At 70.5% G+C, this 12,821-nt stretch carries 13 protein-coding genes; 7 read left to right on the forward strand and 6 right to left on the reverse strand.

All coding sequences use genetic code 11. From position 1 onward, the window contains the following. Nucleotides 1–899 precede the first annotated feature (899 nt). The 3 genes from GHR20_RS38390 to GHR20_RS24575 are packed head-to-tail and all read left to right on the forward strand — an operon-like array spanning nt 900 to nt 1,865. Nucleotides 900–1,010, forward strand: a complete 111-nt coding sequence (locus tag GHR20_RS38390) for a hypothetical protein (RefSeq protein ID WP_343336043.1) — start codon at nt 900–902, stop codon at nt 1,008–1,010. Between the two features lie 37 nt (nt 1,011–1,047). After that, nucleotides 1,048–1,284 carry a GntR family transcriptional regulator gene (locus GHR20_RS38395; protein ID WP_343336020.1) on the forward strand — a complete coding sequence of 79 codons (237 nt, stop codon included), beginning with the start codon at nt 1,048–1,050 and terminating at the stop codon, nt 1,282–1,284. A gap of 11 nt (nt 1,285–1,295) precedes the next feature. Then, on the forward strand, nt 1,296–1,865 hold the full coding sequence (locus tag GHR20_RS24575) for an HD domain-containing protein (RefSeq protein WP_194858976.1): 570 nt from the start codon (nt 1,296–1,298) through the stop codon (nt 1,863–1,865). Here the strand turns inward: GHR20_RS24575 and GHR20_RS24580 are convergent. Next, the gene (locus GHR20_RS24580) at nt 1,853–2,326 is read right to left on the reverse strand and encodes an NUDIX domain-containing protein (RefSeq protein WP_148023847.1); all 474 of its coding nucleotides are present in this window, start codon (nt 2,324–2,326) and stop codon (nt 1,853–1,855) included. The genes GHR20_RS24575 and GHR20_RS24580 overlap by 13 nt on opposite strands. Before the next feature lie 198 nt (nt 2,327–2,524). Here GHR20_RS24580 and GHR20_RS24585 point away from each other — a divergent pair, with 198 nt between their 5' ends. The 3 genes from GHR20_RS24585 to GHR20_RS24595 are packed head-to-tail and all read left to right on the forward strand — an operon-like array spanning nt 2,525 to nt 5,564. Beyond that, nucleotides 2,525–3,781 carry a sugar ABC transporter substrate-binding protein gene (locus GHR20_RS24585; RefSeq protein WP_194858977.1) on the forward strand — a complete coding sequence of 419 codons (1,257 nt, stop codon included), beginning with the start codon at nt 2,525–2,527 and terminating at the stop codon, nt 3,779–3,781. After that, nucleotides 3,778–4,677: a sugar ABC transporter permease gene (locus GHR20_RS24590; protein ID WP_153814395.1), complete on the forward strand. Its 900-nt coding sequence runs from the start codon at nt 3,778–3,780 to the stop codon at nt 4,675–4,677. Before GHR20_RS24585 ends, GHR20_RS24590 begins: the two co-directional genes overlap by 4 nt. Before the next feature lie 53 nt (nt 4,678–4,730). Beyond that, nucleotides 4,731–5,564, forward strand: a complete 834-nt coding sequence (locus tag GHR20_RS24595; RefSeq protein ID WP_153814396.1) for a carbohydrate ABC transporter permease — start codon at nt 4,731–4,733, stop codon at nt 5,562–5,564. Nucleotides 5,565–5,603: 39 nt separating this feature from the next. Here the strand turns inward: GHR20_RS24595 and GHR20_RS24600 are convergent, their stop codons facing one another. The 5 genes from GHR20_RS24600 to GHR20_RS24620 all read right to left on the reverse strand — a co-directional run bounded on the left by GHR20_RS24600 (nt 5,604) and on the right by GHR20_RS24620 (nt 11,313). Next, entirely contained in the window at nt 5,604–6,281 is a 678-nt protein-coding gene (locus GHR20_RS24600) for a class F sortase (protein ID WP_153814397.1), read from the reverse strand. Between the two features lie 135 nt (nt 6,282–6,416). Continuing rightward, complete coding sequence (locus GHR20_RS24605; protein WP_153814398.1) at nt 6,417–6,965, reverse strand: hypothetical protein; 549 nt, start codon at nt 6,963–6,965, stop codon at nt 6,417–6,419. 362 nt (nt 6,966–7,327) lie between these two features. Continuing rightward, nucleotides 7,328–8,977 (reverse strand): M4 family metallopeptidase, encoded by a 1,650-nt coding sequence (locus tag GHR20_RS24610; protein ID WP_153814399.1) that lies wholly within the window; start codon nt 8,975–8,977, stop codon nt 7,328–7,330. 148 nt (nt 8,978–9,125) lie between these two features. Further along, complete coding sequence (locus tag GHR20_RS24615) at nt 9,126–10,607, reverse strand: membrane-associated oxidoreductase (protein WP_153814400.1); 1,482 nt, start codon at nt 10,605–10,607, stop codon at nt 9,126–9,128. Nucleotides 10,608–10,611: 4 nt separating this feature from the next. Further along, on the reverse strand, nt 10,612–11,313 hold the full coding sequence (locus tag GHR20_RS24620) for an ElyC/SanA/YdcF family protein (protein WP_153814401.1): 702 nt from the start codon (nt 11,311–11,313) through the stop codon (nt 10,612–10,614). Between the two features lie 206 nt (nt 11,314–11,519). Here GHR20_RS24620 and GHR20_RS24625 point away from each other — a divergent pair, with 206 nt between their 5' ends. Continuing rightward, nucleotides 11,520–12,794, forward strand: coding sequence for a deoxyguanosinetriphosphate triphosphohydrolase (locus tag GHR20_RS24625; protein WP_153814402.1), 1,275 nt, complete (start codon nt 11,520–11,522; stop codon nt 12,792–12,794). Nucleotides 12,795–12,821: the final 27 nt, after the last annotated feature.

Raw genomic sequence — 12,821 nt, forward strand, 5'->3', positions numbered from 1 at the left:
CAGGACAGCTCTACGAACTTCCGGCTGATGCGCGTCCTTAGCTGGATAATACGGACACCAGGTGACCATTGTAGATTGCGCCACGGAAAGGTTAGGACTCATGGCAGCATGGCCTTATGGATGGCGGAATCGCGGCGCTCCTTGGAGCGGTAGTTGGTGTCTCAGGGACGCTTGGGTCTGCATGGTTGGGGTATCAGACATCTCGGAAGCAGATAACGGATGGGGCCGCGCTGTCACATGCGACCAGACTGCGAGAGGAGCGACGTGAATCCTACCTCTCATATATTTCCACTACTGAGCAATTGGAACTTCTTCTAAGGCAATTCAACCCGATAAACTACACATCCCTGCAGGATGTCCCGAAGGCGGATTCAGGAGGATTCGACTGGGAACTCATCTCCCGAGTATCTAGCGAGCTGCAGGACGTGCAGCACGCCATGTTCCAAGCAGTCAGCAGGGTTGACCTGGCAGGACCCAGCTCGGTCGCAAAGCACTCAGGGGATGCCTGGCTAAACCTATTGGCGGCACGTGACATATTGGATTCAATAGCGGCGTCAAGGGAATTGCCAGAGCGGCATCTTACTCAACTTAGGGTCGAGCTTTCCGCCTTTCAAGATGAGCATCATCTGTTCATGCGGAGCGCTGAAAAGGCGCTACAGAATCCACTCCTCGTCGAATCCTAAACTTCGTAGCGAGAGGCAGGGTAGGGCGGGTTTTGGTTAGGGTCGGAACTCTCAGTCCTTCGGAGGTGTCCACTTGCACACAAAACGGACCCGGCAACTCCGAGTCAGCCACTTAGGTTAACTGCAGCATGCGCGCCCTTATAGAAAGGAGATGCCGTACCGGACGTCAGCCCGCGCGGAACCTATCTGCTCATCGCTGATGCACTGCGGAAGGAGATCGAGGAGGGGCAGTTCAAGGACGTCGCTCTTCCGTCAGAGGCCGCCCTGATGCAGGCCCACGACGTCTCCCGCAACACGAGCCGTCGGGCCCTCAAGGCTCTGGAGTGAGAAGCTGATCACGTCCGTCCCGGGCGCCGGCTGGCGCGTGTCCCGAGCCCCCATCCCGCCTCTCGTCGAGCGTCTGATCGCCGTCATCACGGAGGACTCGCTCGAAGTCGGCGACAGATACCCGTCAGAGGCGAACCTCTGCGAGCGCTTCGGAATGTCCCGGACAGCTGTACGCCACGCGCTGGCCCAGATGGAAGGCACCGGCCTCCTCGCCACCGTGCACGGCAAAAGGCGCGCTGTGCTTGTCCTTTCGACCTCCCGAGAGGAGTCATAACCTTGCCATCCATGGGGCTTACCAAGTGGGCGTACTCCCTCGCCGAAGCGATGCTGGCCGAACCGCTGCCGCGCCGCTGGGCGCACTCTCTCGGGGTAGCCAAAAGGGCTCGCTCCCTGAGCCCGATCCTCGGCCGCGACTCCGAGTTGCTGGAGGCTGCCGCCGTCCTGCATGACGTCGGATACTCGCCCTCCATTGCCGTCACCGGCTTCCACCCGCTGGACGGAGCCCGGTTCCTCCGCGAGCAAGAGGGCGTGGACGAGCGGGTCGTACGGCTCGTGGCGCACCACTCCTGTGCGCTCCTGGAAGCGGAGGAGAGGGGGCTCCGGGATGATCTGGAGGCCGAGTTCGAGAGGGAGCGGCCGGAGCTGGTGGACGCGCTCATCGTGGCGGACATGACGACCACCCCGGACGGTGAGCACACGACGTCGGCGGCCCGGATCAACGAGATCGTGCGGCGGTACGGGGCGGACACGATCGTGGGCCGCTTCATCCAGCGGGCGGCGCCCGAGATCCACGCCGCCGTGGAGCGAGTGGAAAGCCGGATGGCCGCCGTCGAGGCGGGTACTCAGCCGATGTAGGGCTCGCCGCGCGTCTCGTCCAGGCCGTGCTGGATCCGCAGTCGCATGGACGGGTGGATGTCCAGCGAATCGAGGTCCGCCGGGTCGATCCAGCGGACCTCCCTGGATTCGCTGCTCGTGCGGAGGGTTCCGCCCACCGGATGGGCCCGGAAGCAGATGGAGAACTGCTGCCGCACCTCGCCGTCGTCGTAGGCGAGCACGTGCTCGGGATCGGTGTAGAGCCCGATGATGCCGTCCACCTCGACCTTGATCCCAGTCTCCTCCTCGACCTCGCGTACGACCGTGTCGCCGACGCGCTCGCCGATGTCGTGGCCGCCGCCGGGCAGCGCCCACAGGTTGTTGTCGGTCTTGTGGATGATCAGGAGCCTGCCCGCGTCGTCGCACACCACGGCCGTGACCGAGGGAACGACAGAGTTGGCGGCAGGGGCGTCGGGGTCACGGAAGTAGTCGACTCGGCTCATGCGTGTGGGCCTCGCGGGTCGGTGGGTGAGGAGGCGGGGCGGGTCGTATCCCAGACCCGTTCGGCATCCTCAGCGTAGGCGTCGAGCCCTCACCCACCGTCCGCGCCCAGTGACACACCGCCGTAATCCCCCTTTCGTAATCGGCCCGCATGGTTGATCGTTGGGCCGTGCGTTGAGGACCGACGTCAGGGGGAGTGTGTGACGATCAGCCGTAGGACGCTGCTGGGTGCGGGTGCCGGGATCGGTGTGGGGGTGGTGAGTGGCTGTGGGTCCAATACCGGGCGCGGGGGCGGGGGTTTGGGGGGGACGCGGCTCGCGCAGTGGTATCACCAGTACGGGGAGCCCGGGACCGAGCAGGCGGTGAAGCGGTATGCCGCGGCCTATACGAAGGCGCGGGTCACCGTGCAGTGGCGGCCCGGGAACTACGATCAGCAGACGGCCGCGGCCCTGCTCACCGATTCCGGGCCCGATGTCTTCGAGGTCAACGGGCCCTCGCTGGACCAGATCCAGGGCGGCCAGGTCGAGGATCTGACCGCGTTGCTGGACGGGGTCGAGGACGACTTCAATCCGGCGGTGCTGGCGCCGAAGACGTATCAGGGGAAGGTCTACGGCATTCCGCAGACCGTCGATACGCAGATGCTCTACTACCGCAAGAGCATGCTGCGGGACGCGGGGGTCGAGCCTCCGCAGACGCTCGACGAACTGGTGGACAGCGCGCAGAAGTTGACCGGCAACAAGGTCAAGGGGCTCTTCCTGGGGAACGACGGGGGAGCCGGGGTGCTCGGCGGGACGCCCCTGTACGCGGCGGGGCTGCGGCTGGTCACCGAGGACGGGAAGGCCGGGTTCGACGATCCCGCGGCGGCGCGGGCGCTCGGGAAGCTGCGGGAGCTGTACGCCCGTAAAGCCCTGCTCCTCGGCGCGCCCACCGACTGGTCGGATCCCTCGGCCTTTCTCCAGGGGCTCACCGCGATGCAGTGGTCCGGGCTGTGGGCGCTGCCGCAGGTGCAGAAGGAACTCGGGGATGATTTCGGGGTGTTGCCGTTCCCGAAGGACGGCCCTGCGGGGAAGCCGACCGTTCCGGTCGGGGCGTACGGCGCAGCCGTCAGCGCGCGGAGCAAGGACAAGGCGGCCGCCAAGGCGTATGTGAAGTGGCTCTGGGTGGAACGGACCGACTATCAGGAGGACTTCGCGCTCGGCTACGGGTTCCACATCCCCGCGCGGATCTCGCTCGCGAAGAAGGCCGGCAAGCTGAGGACGGGCGCCGCCGCCGACGCCGTGCGGTTCGCCACCGAGCACGGGTACGCCCAGCCGCTGCTGTGGACCCCCGCCTCCCAGACCGCCTACCAGGACGCGCTGAGCCGGATCATCAAGGACGGGGCGAACCCGGAGAGCGAACTGCGAGGTGTCGTACGGAAGGTGTCCGCCGAACTCGACCGGGTCAAGCACACCTCGTGAGGCGCCGCAGGGCTCTCTGGTTCTGGGTGTTCGTCGGGCCCTTCGCGGCCGGCCTCGCGCTGTTCACGTACGTCCCGCTGCTGTGGAGCGTCGGCCTGAGCTTCTTCGACGCGCACAACACCGTGACGCCCACGGACTTCGTCGGCCTGGACAACTACACCGCGATGCTGAAGGACGGCGCGTTCACCGGGAGTCTGCGCACCTTCCTGGTGTTCACCGCCTTCATCGTGCCCGTCACCTTCGCCCTCTCCCTGGCCCTCGCGCTGATGGTCAACCGGGTGCGGCGGGCCCAGGCGTTCTTCCGGTCGGTGTTCTTCCTCCCGGCCGCGTGCAGCTACGTCGTCGCCGCCCTGATCTGGAAGATGTCGATCTTCAACGGGGTGCGCTTCGGGCTCGCCAACACCCTGCTCGGCTTATTCGGCACCGACTCCGTGGCCTGGCTGTCGACCACCCATCCGCCCTGGTACTGGCTGGTCATCGTGACCGTACGGCTGTGGCTCCAGGCCGGGTTCTACATGATCCTGTTCCTCGCCGGGCTCCAGCGGATCGATCCGGTGCTGTACGAGGCCGCCGCCGTGGACGGGGCCCGGCCCGGCTGGACGGTGCTGCGGCACATCACCCTGCCCCAATTGCGGGCCACTTCCGTCGCGGTGCTGCTGCTGCTCGTCATCAACGCCTTCCAGGCGTTCGACGAGTTCTACAACCTGCTGTCGGACGCGCGGGGTTACCCGCCGTACGCCCGCCCGCCGCTCGTCTACCTCTACTACACCGCCCTCGGCCAGGGGCAGAACCTGGGACTCGGCAGCGCGGGCGCCGTGATCCTCGCGCTGATCATCGCGATCGTCACGGTGGGCCAGGCGCGCTGGCTCAGGCTCGGGAAGAGCGGGGAGGAGTGAAGTGGAAAGAGGAGCAACGAGGGGCAACGAGGAGCAACGAGGGGAGGGGGTCGATGGATGACGGCCTGGTGAGGGCCGGGCGGGCGCTGCGGGCCGTGGTGCTCGTCGTGCTCGCGCTGCTCTTCCTCATCCCCTTCTATCTGCTGGTCCGCAACGGGCTGTCCAGCGAGCAGGACATCACCTCGCCCGAATGGGCTTTCTTTCCGCGCGAGTTGAGGTGGGGGAACGTACGGGAGCTGTTCGACGACCCCTCCGTGCCGTTCGCCCGTTCGCTGCTCAACTCCGCGCTGATCGCCGTCGCCACCACCCTCGGCACCCTGCTGCTCGCCTCCCTCGCCGGGTACGGCCTCGCCCGCATCCCCTACCGGCACGCGAACAAGGTGTTCTACGGCATCCTCGGCACCCTCCTGGTCCCGGCCGCCGTCACCTTCGTACCGACCTTCGTGCTGGTGTCGTCCCTCGGCTGGGTCTCCACGCTGCGCGGACTGATCGTGCCGACCCTGTTCTCGGCGTTCGCCTGCTTCGTCTTCCGGCAGTACTTCCTGGGCTTCCCACGGGAGTTGGAGGACGCGGCCCAGGTCGACGGGCTCGGCCACTGGCGGACGTACTGGCTGGTGGTCGTGCCCAACGCGCGGCCGGTGTTCGCGGCGGTCGGCACCATCGTCTTCCTCGGCGCCTGGAACTCCTTCCTGTGGCCGCTGGTGATCGGGCAGGACCAGAACGCCTGGACGGTCCAGGTGGCGCTGTCCTCCTTCACCACCGCCCAAGTCGTACGCCTGCACGAGCTGTTCATCGCGGCGGGCGTCTCGATCCTGCCGCTGCTGGTGGTGTTCCTGTGCTTCCAGCGGTGGATCGTGGCGGGCGTGGAGCGATCCGGCATCGACTGAGACCGAGACGGGGACCAGAGACGGAGACGGGACGGTGGCTCAGTGGCTGCCGGTCAGATGGGCGAAGACGACCACGTTGCCCTGGTAGCCGGTCGTCTTCGAGTAGCCGCCGCCGCAGGTGATCACGCGCAGCTCCGGGCGCGGGGCGGCGCCGTAGACCTTCTGGTCGGGGAAGCCGCTGGCGGGATAGACCTCGACCGCGTCCACGGTGAACTCGGCCACCGTGCCGTCCCGGCGGTCCACCTCGATCCGGGCGCCCCGCCTGAGCGCGCCCAGGTCGTAGAAGACGGCCGGGCCCTCCGTGTTGTCCACGTGTCCGGCGACGATCGCGGTGCCCCGCTCGCCGGGCATGGTCCCGGCCTCGTACCAGCCGGCCAGGTTCTTGTTCTGCGCGGGCGGCACGTCCAGGCTGCCGGAGGCGGTGAGGGCGAGGCCCATCAGCGGGGCGTTCACGCGGATGGCCGGGATGCGGATGCGCAGCGGCGGGGAGGGCGGCAGGGAGGGCGCGGACAGGCGCTCCTCGCCGGGGTCGGGGCGGCCCTCGGCGGCGGCCGGCTGCGGGGGAGTGTGCGACTGGCCGCCGAGCAGCCAGACCCCCGAGGCGAGGGCCACGACGGTGACCGCGGCTATCGCGGTGTCCCCGAGCCGCCGCGCGCGACGCCCGCGGACCCGGCGGATGCCACGGGTACGCCTCCCGGCCAGACGTGTGCTGCGCATACGAACCCCTCTCCCGGGAGCGGACCCCCGAACTGGACCTGGGGCGGACCCCCTCCCCCTCCGGGCCGCGAGGGGCATCGGACCCGGAGGGGGCGGGACATGCGGTACCGGCGGACGGACAGCGGAGGGTGTCCGTCAGATCCCGTCGCCTCTCGCCCGGCGATGCAGGAGCCAGGTACCGCCCGCGGCGGCGACGGCCAGCGCCGTCACGCCCGCCGCGGTCTGCACGGGGTCGGGACCGAGCGCGCCGCCGACCCCCGTCTTCAGGCTGCCGCGCGGCTGCACCTGCTCGTGCGCCGCGCCGAGGGCCACCACCAGGTCGCCGACGACCTGGGCGCTGCCCTCCGCACACTTCGCGACGATCTCGTACGTCCCCGGCTGCGCGCTCGGCGGCACCTGGAACTGTCCGATCGCCTCGCCCTGGTGCGTGGTGGGCGCCAGGGTGAAGACGCCGGCGCCGACCGCGCCCGCGTCCCCCGTCGCGCCGCTCTTGTCCCCGCAGGCGGCGGTGTTCACCGTGACCTGTCCGCCGGGGATGGCGGTGGACGGGTACACCTCCAGGGTGCCGGTGGGGGCGCGCAGGGGTCTCGCCGCCGTGGCGCTGCCGTAGGCGGGCGCGGCGGCCAGCGCCGCCGTCCCCACGGCGAGCGCGGTACCGGTCAGCAGACGGGCGGTGCGTCGCATGGTGCTCCCCAGAGCTTGTCGAGCTTGTCCGACGGGTGTGTCCTCTGCCCTTCCGAGGTAACGGGCTCGCGCCGGGATCCGCTTGCCGAGAGATCGGCCGGACTGCGGTGAACGGGTGGCGGGCCCGGCGGCCATACGGCTGAGCCGTGACGGAGTCGGGGCAGGTCAGGGCTGGTGTGCCGGGGAGCACGAGAAGAAAGTACGAAGAACACACGAATGGAGCGACGAGGGGCCGTTGAACGGGTGACGGGGTGGATGGCGGGGCGGGTGACGGGACGTCATACGGGCCCGGGGATACGCCCCCGGGCCCGTACCGCCGACCGGTTCGGCCGGTTCACGCCGACACGTCGACCGGCGTTCGGTCAGTTCACGTTGACCGCGCTCCAGGCCGCCGCCACCGCGTTGTACTCCGCGCTGCCCGCGCCGTAGAGGTCCTTGGCCGCGCCGAGGGTGGCCGTGCGGGCGCCCGCGTAGTTGGTGGAGGACGTCATGTAGACCGTCAGCGCCCGGTACCAGATCCTGCCGACCTTGTCGTGGCCGATCCCGGTGACCGTGGAGCCGTTGTACGTGGGCGAGTTGTAGCTGACGCCGTTGATGGTCTTGGCGCCGCTGCCCTCCGCGAGGAGGTAGGCGAAGTGGTTGGCGACGCCGGAGGAGTAGTGGACGTCGAGACTGCCGACCGAGCTGCTCCAGTAGTCGGCCGAACTGCCGTCCCTGGAGGGCTTGTCCATGTAGCGCAGCGCGGTCCCGCCGAAGCCGGAGCGGACGATCTGCTCGCCGATGAGGTAATCACCGGGATCCGAGGGGTTGTTCGCGTACCACTCGACCATGGTGCCGAGGATGTCGGAGGTGGCCTCGTTCAGGCCGCCGGACTCGCCCGAGTAGGTCAGGCCGGCCGTCTTGGAGGTGACGCCGTGCGACATCTCGTGCCCGGCGACGTCGAGGGCGACCAGCGGCCCGAAGGTCGTCCCGTCACCGTCGCCGTACGTCATGCAGAAGCAACTGTCGTCCCAGAAGGCGTTGTTGTAGTTGCTGCCGTAGTGGACGCGGTTGTACGAGCCCTTGCCGTCGCCCGCGATGCCGTTGCGGCCGTGCACGTTCTTGTAGTAGTCCCAGGTCTCGTCGGTGCCGTACTGGGCGTCGACCGCGGCCGAGGAGCGGTCGGCGGTGGCGCCCGTGCCCCAGTGGTTGTCGGTGTCGGTGAACACCGTCGAGGGCGCCCGGCTGATGCAGATGCCGAAGATGCACAGGTCGGTCTTGTTCGCGGCGTCCCCGGTGTAGGTGTTGCCCCGGGTCGGGTCCTTGAGCTGGTACGACGATCCGGACGGGGTCGTCTCCAGCGGCACCGTTCCGCTGTACAGCGACCGGCCGTCGCCGGCGGCGGTCTCGATGCTGTCCCAGGCGTCGATCCGGGCGCCGGTGCGGGCGTCGGTCAGCACGGTGCGCGCGACCGGGTTGCCGAGCGGGTCGAGGCCGACCGCGGTCGTCCGCCAGGCGAGCCGGGGCGTGCCGTGCAGCGCGTCCACGATCAGCTGCGGCTTGGCCTTGACCTGCCGCAGCCGCTGCCCGGGGTTGGCCGCGCGCAGCGCGTTCGCCGCGAGACCGGCGGCCTGGGGCGCGGCCACCCCGGGCGTGGTGGAGGGCAGCGCGATCGGGGCGCGGGCGGCCCGGTCGGCGCCCCGGTAGCCGCCGTCGGGGTTCAGGTGGACGACGAAGTCGCCGCCCAGCACGGGGAGTCGGTGGTAGGTACGGTCGTAGCGGACGTGCTGGCTGCCGTCCTTGTCCACGATCACGTCCCGGACGCTCGTGGCCTGCGCGGAGTCGAGCCCCAGGCTCGACGCGTGCGCGCGCAGCGCCGACGCCGCGTGCCGCACTGCGGTGGCCCGGGTGGGTCCGGCCGCGGCGTGGGCGGCGGGGGAGAGGGTGGCGGCCAGCAGGGTCGCGCCGCTGACGGCGACACCGGCGGTGGCGAGACGACGGGATCCTCGGACGTGCTGCCGTATTCGGCTCATCTGTCTCCTCGGAAAGGGCGCCATCCAGGCATGGGGGGATGGCGTGGACGCCCCTGAGATTTAAGGGGGCATGACAATCCATGTCCATAGGAAGTTCACAGGAAGAGGAGAAGGGCGCCCTGTCCGGCCGGTTTCGACCGTCCCCCGGCTACTGCCGGTTCAGGGAGCGGGTGACGCCCGCCGCGATCGTCGTCGCCAGCACCCAGCCCATCGCGATCAGCAGGTACGACAGCCACTGGAAGCCGCCGCGCGGGGCGTACGCGGATTCCTGGCCGAAGTCGATGATCGGGAGGAGCAGGTCCAGGGTGTAGAAGAGCGGATTGAAGGCGGGGGCCTCGGACGGCTTGAGGGCGGGCGGGTGGTGCAGGGCGAAGGCGAGGGTGCCCGAGCACAGCAGCAGGAGCAGCCAGAGCGCGGCGCGCATCGGACGGAAGCCGTAGCCGACGGCGGCGTCCTGGAGATGGCCCCACAGCCGGGCGTACGCCGGCAGGGTGCGGCGGTGCCGGCGCAGCTTGGCCAGCTGGACGGTGCGGGCGGCGGCGTCGTCGCCCACCGTGCGGTAGGCGGTGGTCAACTGCTCGTAGGGGTGCGGGAGATAGCCCCCGTCCGGTTCCCGCTCCAGCAGCGGCAGGCGCTGTTCGGCGGGGAGGTGCGGGGTCAGGACGCGGTAGGCGAGACCGTCGAGCCGGACCCTCCCGGGCCACACCTTGGGCGGTACGTGCAGCAGGTCGAGCTGAGCGCGGCGCAGATTGACCGTGCCCTCGACCGGCGCGGCGTCGCGCAGCCACAGCTCGCCGACGACCGCGCTGCTGACGCGCAGCGCCTGGCCGCCGGGGTTCGCCAACCGGGCGTACGCCAGGTTGAGTTGGCGCGGGATGCGGGCGCCGCTCAGATTCACCCGGCCCCGCGCGCGCAGCCGCATCGCGTGCAGATCGGTGCCGACCGTGAGCACCTCGGCGTGCAGGGCGGTGCCGCCGGGGGCGTCGAGCACCGCGTCGTCGAGGCGCACCTGCCCGCCGACGACGGCCCCGTTCAGCTGCACCATGCCGTGCGCGACCAGCTCCGGCGCCCATACGTCCGCGGCCACCTCGGCGTGGTTGAGCTGGAGCACGGCCGTCTCCGGGGCCTGTCCTGGCCTGCCGAGCCGCGCCCCGTTGGCGAAGAACCCCCCGGCCAGCCTGGCGCCCTGGAGCCGTACCGGGCCCGCGATACGGCAGCAGGTGATCCGCACGACCCCGTCGGCGCGCAGCGTCCCCGCCGTCAGCCCCGGCAGCACCGAGTCGCTGAGGACCAGGGCGCCGATCCGCGCCCCGTACAGATCGGGTGCCTGCTCGAAGTGGCAGGAGCGCAGTCGGACGGCGCAGGTGACGGTGCCGTACTTCAGGTCGAGCCGCCCGGTGACGCGCGCGCCCGTCACCTTCAGGCCCGCCGTACGGCCCTGCGCCACCGGCCCGGCCAGCAGCAACTCCCGCAGGAACTCGGCCCGCAGCGTGCGCTCGGGCCCCCAGTCGGCGCCCCGCCCGGGATCGTCGTCGTCGCCCTCCCGGAAGTCGACCCCCTCGCCGAGCGGGAAGGCATGCCGGACCCGGCGCTCGGCGGGCGTGAGGTCGGTGAGGTCGGTGAGGTCCACGCGCTCAGCCCTTCGCGCGCCGGGCCGGGCTCCCCGCCCCGGCGAGCGCGTCGGCGACCCCCTTGTCCCGGGGGCCCAGGAACGTCGGGTCCGGGCGGAAGGCCGTGTCCAGCAGCGCCTTGCCCGCCGCGAACACCTCGCGCGTGCCGCCGTAGTACCAGGTGACGTCGTGCGGCTCGTCGACCCCGACGCCGTACGCGTCGATGCCCGCCGCCTCGCACAGCGCGACCGCCCGCCGGATGTGGAAACCCTGGCTGACCAGCAGCGCGCGGTCCACACCGAAGATCTTCCTGGCGCGTACGCAGCTGTCCCAGGTGTCGAAGCCGGCGTAGTCCCGCACGATCCTGCCGCCCGGCACGCCGTGCCTGGTCAGATAGGTGCGCATGGCGTCCGGCTCGTCGTAGTCCTTGCGGCTGTTGTCGCCGGTGACCAGGACGACCTTGACCCGGCCCGCCCGGTACAGCGCCGCCGTCGCGTCCAGGCGGCGGGCGAGGTACGGCGACGGCTCCCCGTTCCACAGCCCGGCCCCGAACACCACCGCGACCGGCGCGGGCGGCGCGTCCGCGACCGTGCGCAGCCGGTCCGCCGTGGACGTGAACAGCCAGGCCCCCGGCAGCAGCGCCAGCACACAGCCGGCCACCACGGCCTGCACCAGCCGCCGCTGACCGGCGCGGGTGCGCGGCAGCCGCGGTCTGCGGATCTTCATACGGTCCCCCCGGCACGAAGCTTTCTGCCCGGTCCCGGCTCTCGGCCCCGGTACTCCGCTCCGGTCATGGAGGACGCCACCGGGGGCCGTCCGGTTCGCCGCGGTGGGCGAATCCGCCCCGCCGGGCCTGCCGAATTCCCGCTCCCGCCATACGACTGGGCCACCCGGCACCCCCATCGGTCACCCCCTGCGTCTAGTGTCGAATCATGGAAGGCAGCGCACCCCCCGATCCCTACGGCCCCGAGGACCTGGAACGCTGGGCGCCCGAGCCCGACAAACGCCCCGGCCGCACCGCCTTCCAGCGCGACCGCGCCCGCGTCCTGCACTCCGCCGCGCTGCGCCGCCTCGCGGGCAAGACGCAGGTCGTCACCCCGGGCAGCCACAGCCAGGTCTGGGACGCCAGCCCCCGCACCCGGCTCACCCACTCCCTGGAGTGCGCCCAGGTCGGCCGCGAACTGGGCGCGGCCCTCGGCTGCGACCCCGACCTCGTGGAGGCCGCCTGCCTCTCCCACGACCTGGGCCACCCGCCCTTCGGCCACAACGGCGAACAGGCGCTCAACGCGTTCGCGGACGACTGCGGCGGCTTCGAGGGCAACGCCCAGTCGCTGCGGCTGCTCACCCGGATCGAGCCCAAGCGGTTCACCGAGCGGGGCTCCGTCGGCCTCAACCTCACCCGCGCCGCCCTCGACGCCGCCACCAAGTACCCCTGGCCGCGCGGCGCCCACCCCACCGACCCCGCCTCGGTGAAGTTCGGTGTGTACGAGGACGACCGCCCGGTGTTCGACTGGGTCAGGGCCGCCGCCCCCGGCACCCGCACCTGCTTCGAGGCCCAGGTCATGGACTGGGCCGACGACGTCGCCTACTCGGTGCACGACGTCGAGGACGGCCTGCACGCCGGCCACATCGACCCCAACTGCCTGCACGCCGAGCCCGAACGGCAGGCCGTGTTCGAGGTGGCCATCGGCCGCTACGTCCCCGCCGGCACCGATCCGGCCGAACTCGCCGACGCCCTCGACCGCCTCCAGGACGCCGAGTGGTGGCCGCACGGCTACGACGGCACCGCGGCCGCCCAGGCCCGCCTGAAGGACGCCACCAGTCAGCTCATCGGACGGTTCTGCCTGGCCGCCGAGAGCGCCACCCGCGCCGCCTACGGACACGGCCCGCTCACCCGCTACGACGCCCGTCTCGTCGTACCCCGCGAGGCCCGGCTGGAGTGCGCGGTGCTCAAGGCGGTCGCCGACCGGTACGTGATGCAGCGCGCCGAGCAGGAGCGGCTGCGGGCCGATCAGCGGATCATCGTGGCGGAGCTGGCCGAGGCGCTCACCGTCCGCGCGCCGGACGGCCTGGATCCGCAGTTTCGGGCCCTGTTCGACGGGGCATCCGACGACCACGCGCGCAAGCGGGTGATCGTCGACCAGATCGCATCCCTCACCGACGCCTCCGCGCTCTCTCTGCACGCGAGACTGACCGGGCATATGTGAGAAGAACGTGCACCCGGTGGCCTGATC

The sequence above is a fragment of the Streptomyces sp. SUK 48 genome, from assembly GCF_009650765.1.
Taxonomy (GTDB): Bacteria; Actinomycetota; Actinomycetes; order Streptomycetales; family Streptomycetaceae; genus Streptomyces.

Bases quoted from the DNA above. Each gene is read 5' to 3' on its own strand.
- GHR20_RS24575 (WP_194858976.1), top strand. From the start codon at position 1,296: ATGGGGCTTACCAAGTGGGCGTACTCCCTCGCCGAAGCGATGCTGGCC.
- GHR20_RS24580 (WP_148023847.1), bottom strand. From the start codon at position 2,326: ATGAGCCGAGTCGACTACTTCCGTGACCCCGACGCCCCTGCCGCCAAC.
- GHR20_RS24595 (WP_153814396.1), top strand. From the start codon at position 4,731: ATGGATGACGGCCTGGTGAGGGCCGGGCGGGCGCTGCGGGCCGTGGTG.
- GHR20_RS24600 (WP_153814397.1), bottom strand. From the start codon at position 6,281: ATGCGCAGCACACGTCTGGCCGGGAGGCGTACCCGTGGCATCCGCCGG.
- GHR20_RS24605 (WP_153814398.1), bottom strand. From the start codon at position 6,965: ATGCGACGCACCGCCCGTCTGCTGACCGGTACCGCGCTCGCCGTGGGG.
- GHR20_RS24610 (WP_153814399.1), bottom strand. From the start codon at position 8,977: ATGAGCCGAATACGGCAGCACGTCCGAGGATCCCGTCGTCTCGCCACC.
- GHR20_RS24620 (WP_153814401.1), bottom strand. From the start codon at position 11,313: ATGAAGATCCGCAGACCGCGGCTGCCGCGCACCCGCGCCGGTCAGCGG.
- GHR20_RS24625 (WP_153814402.1), top strand. From the start codon at position 11,520: ATGGAAGGCAGCGCACCCCCCGATCCCTACGGCCCCGAGGACCTGGAA.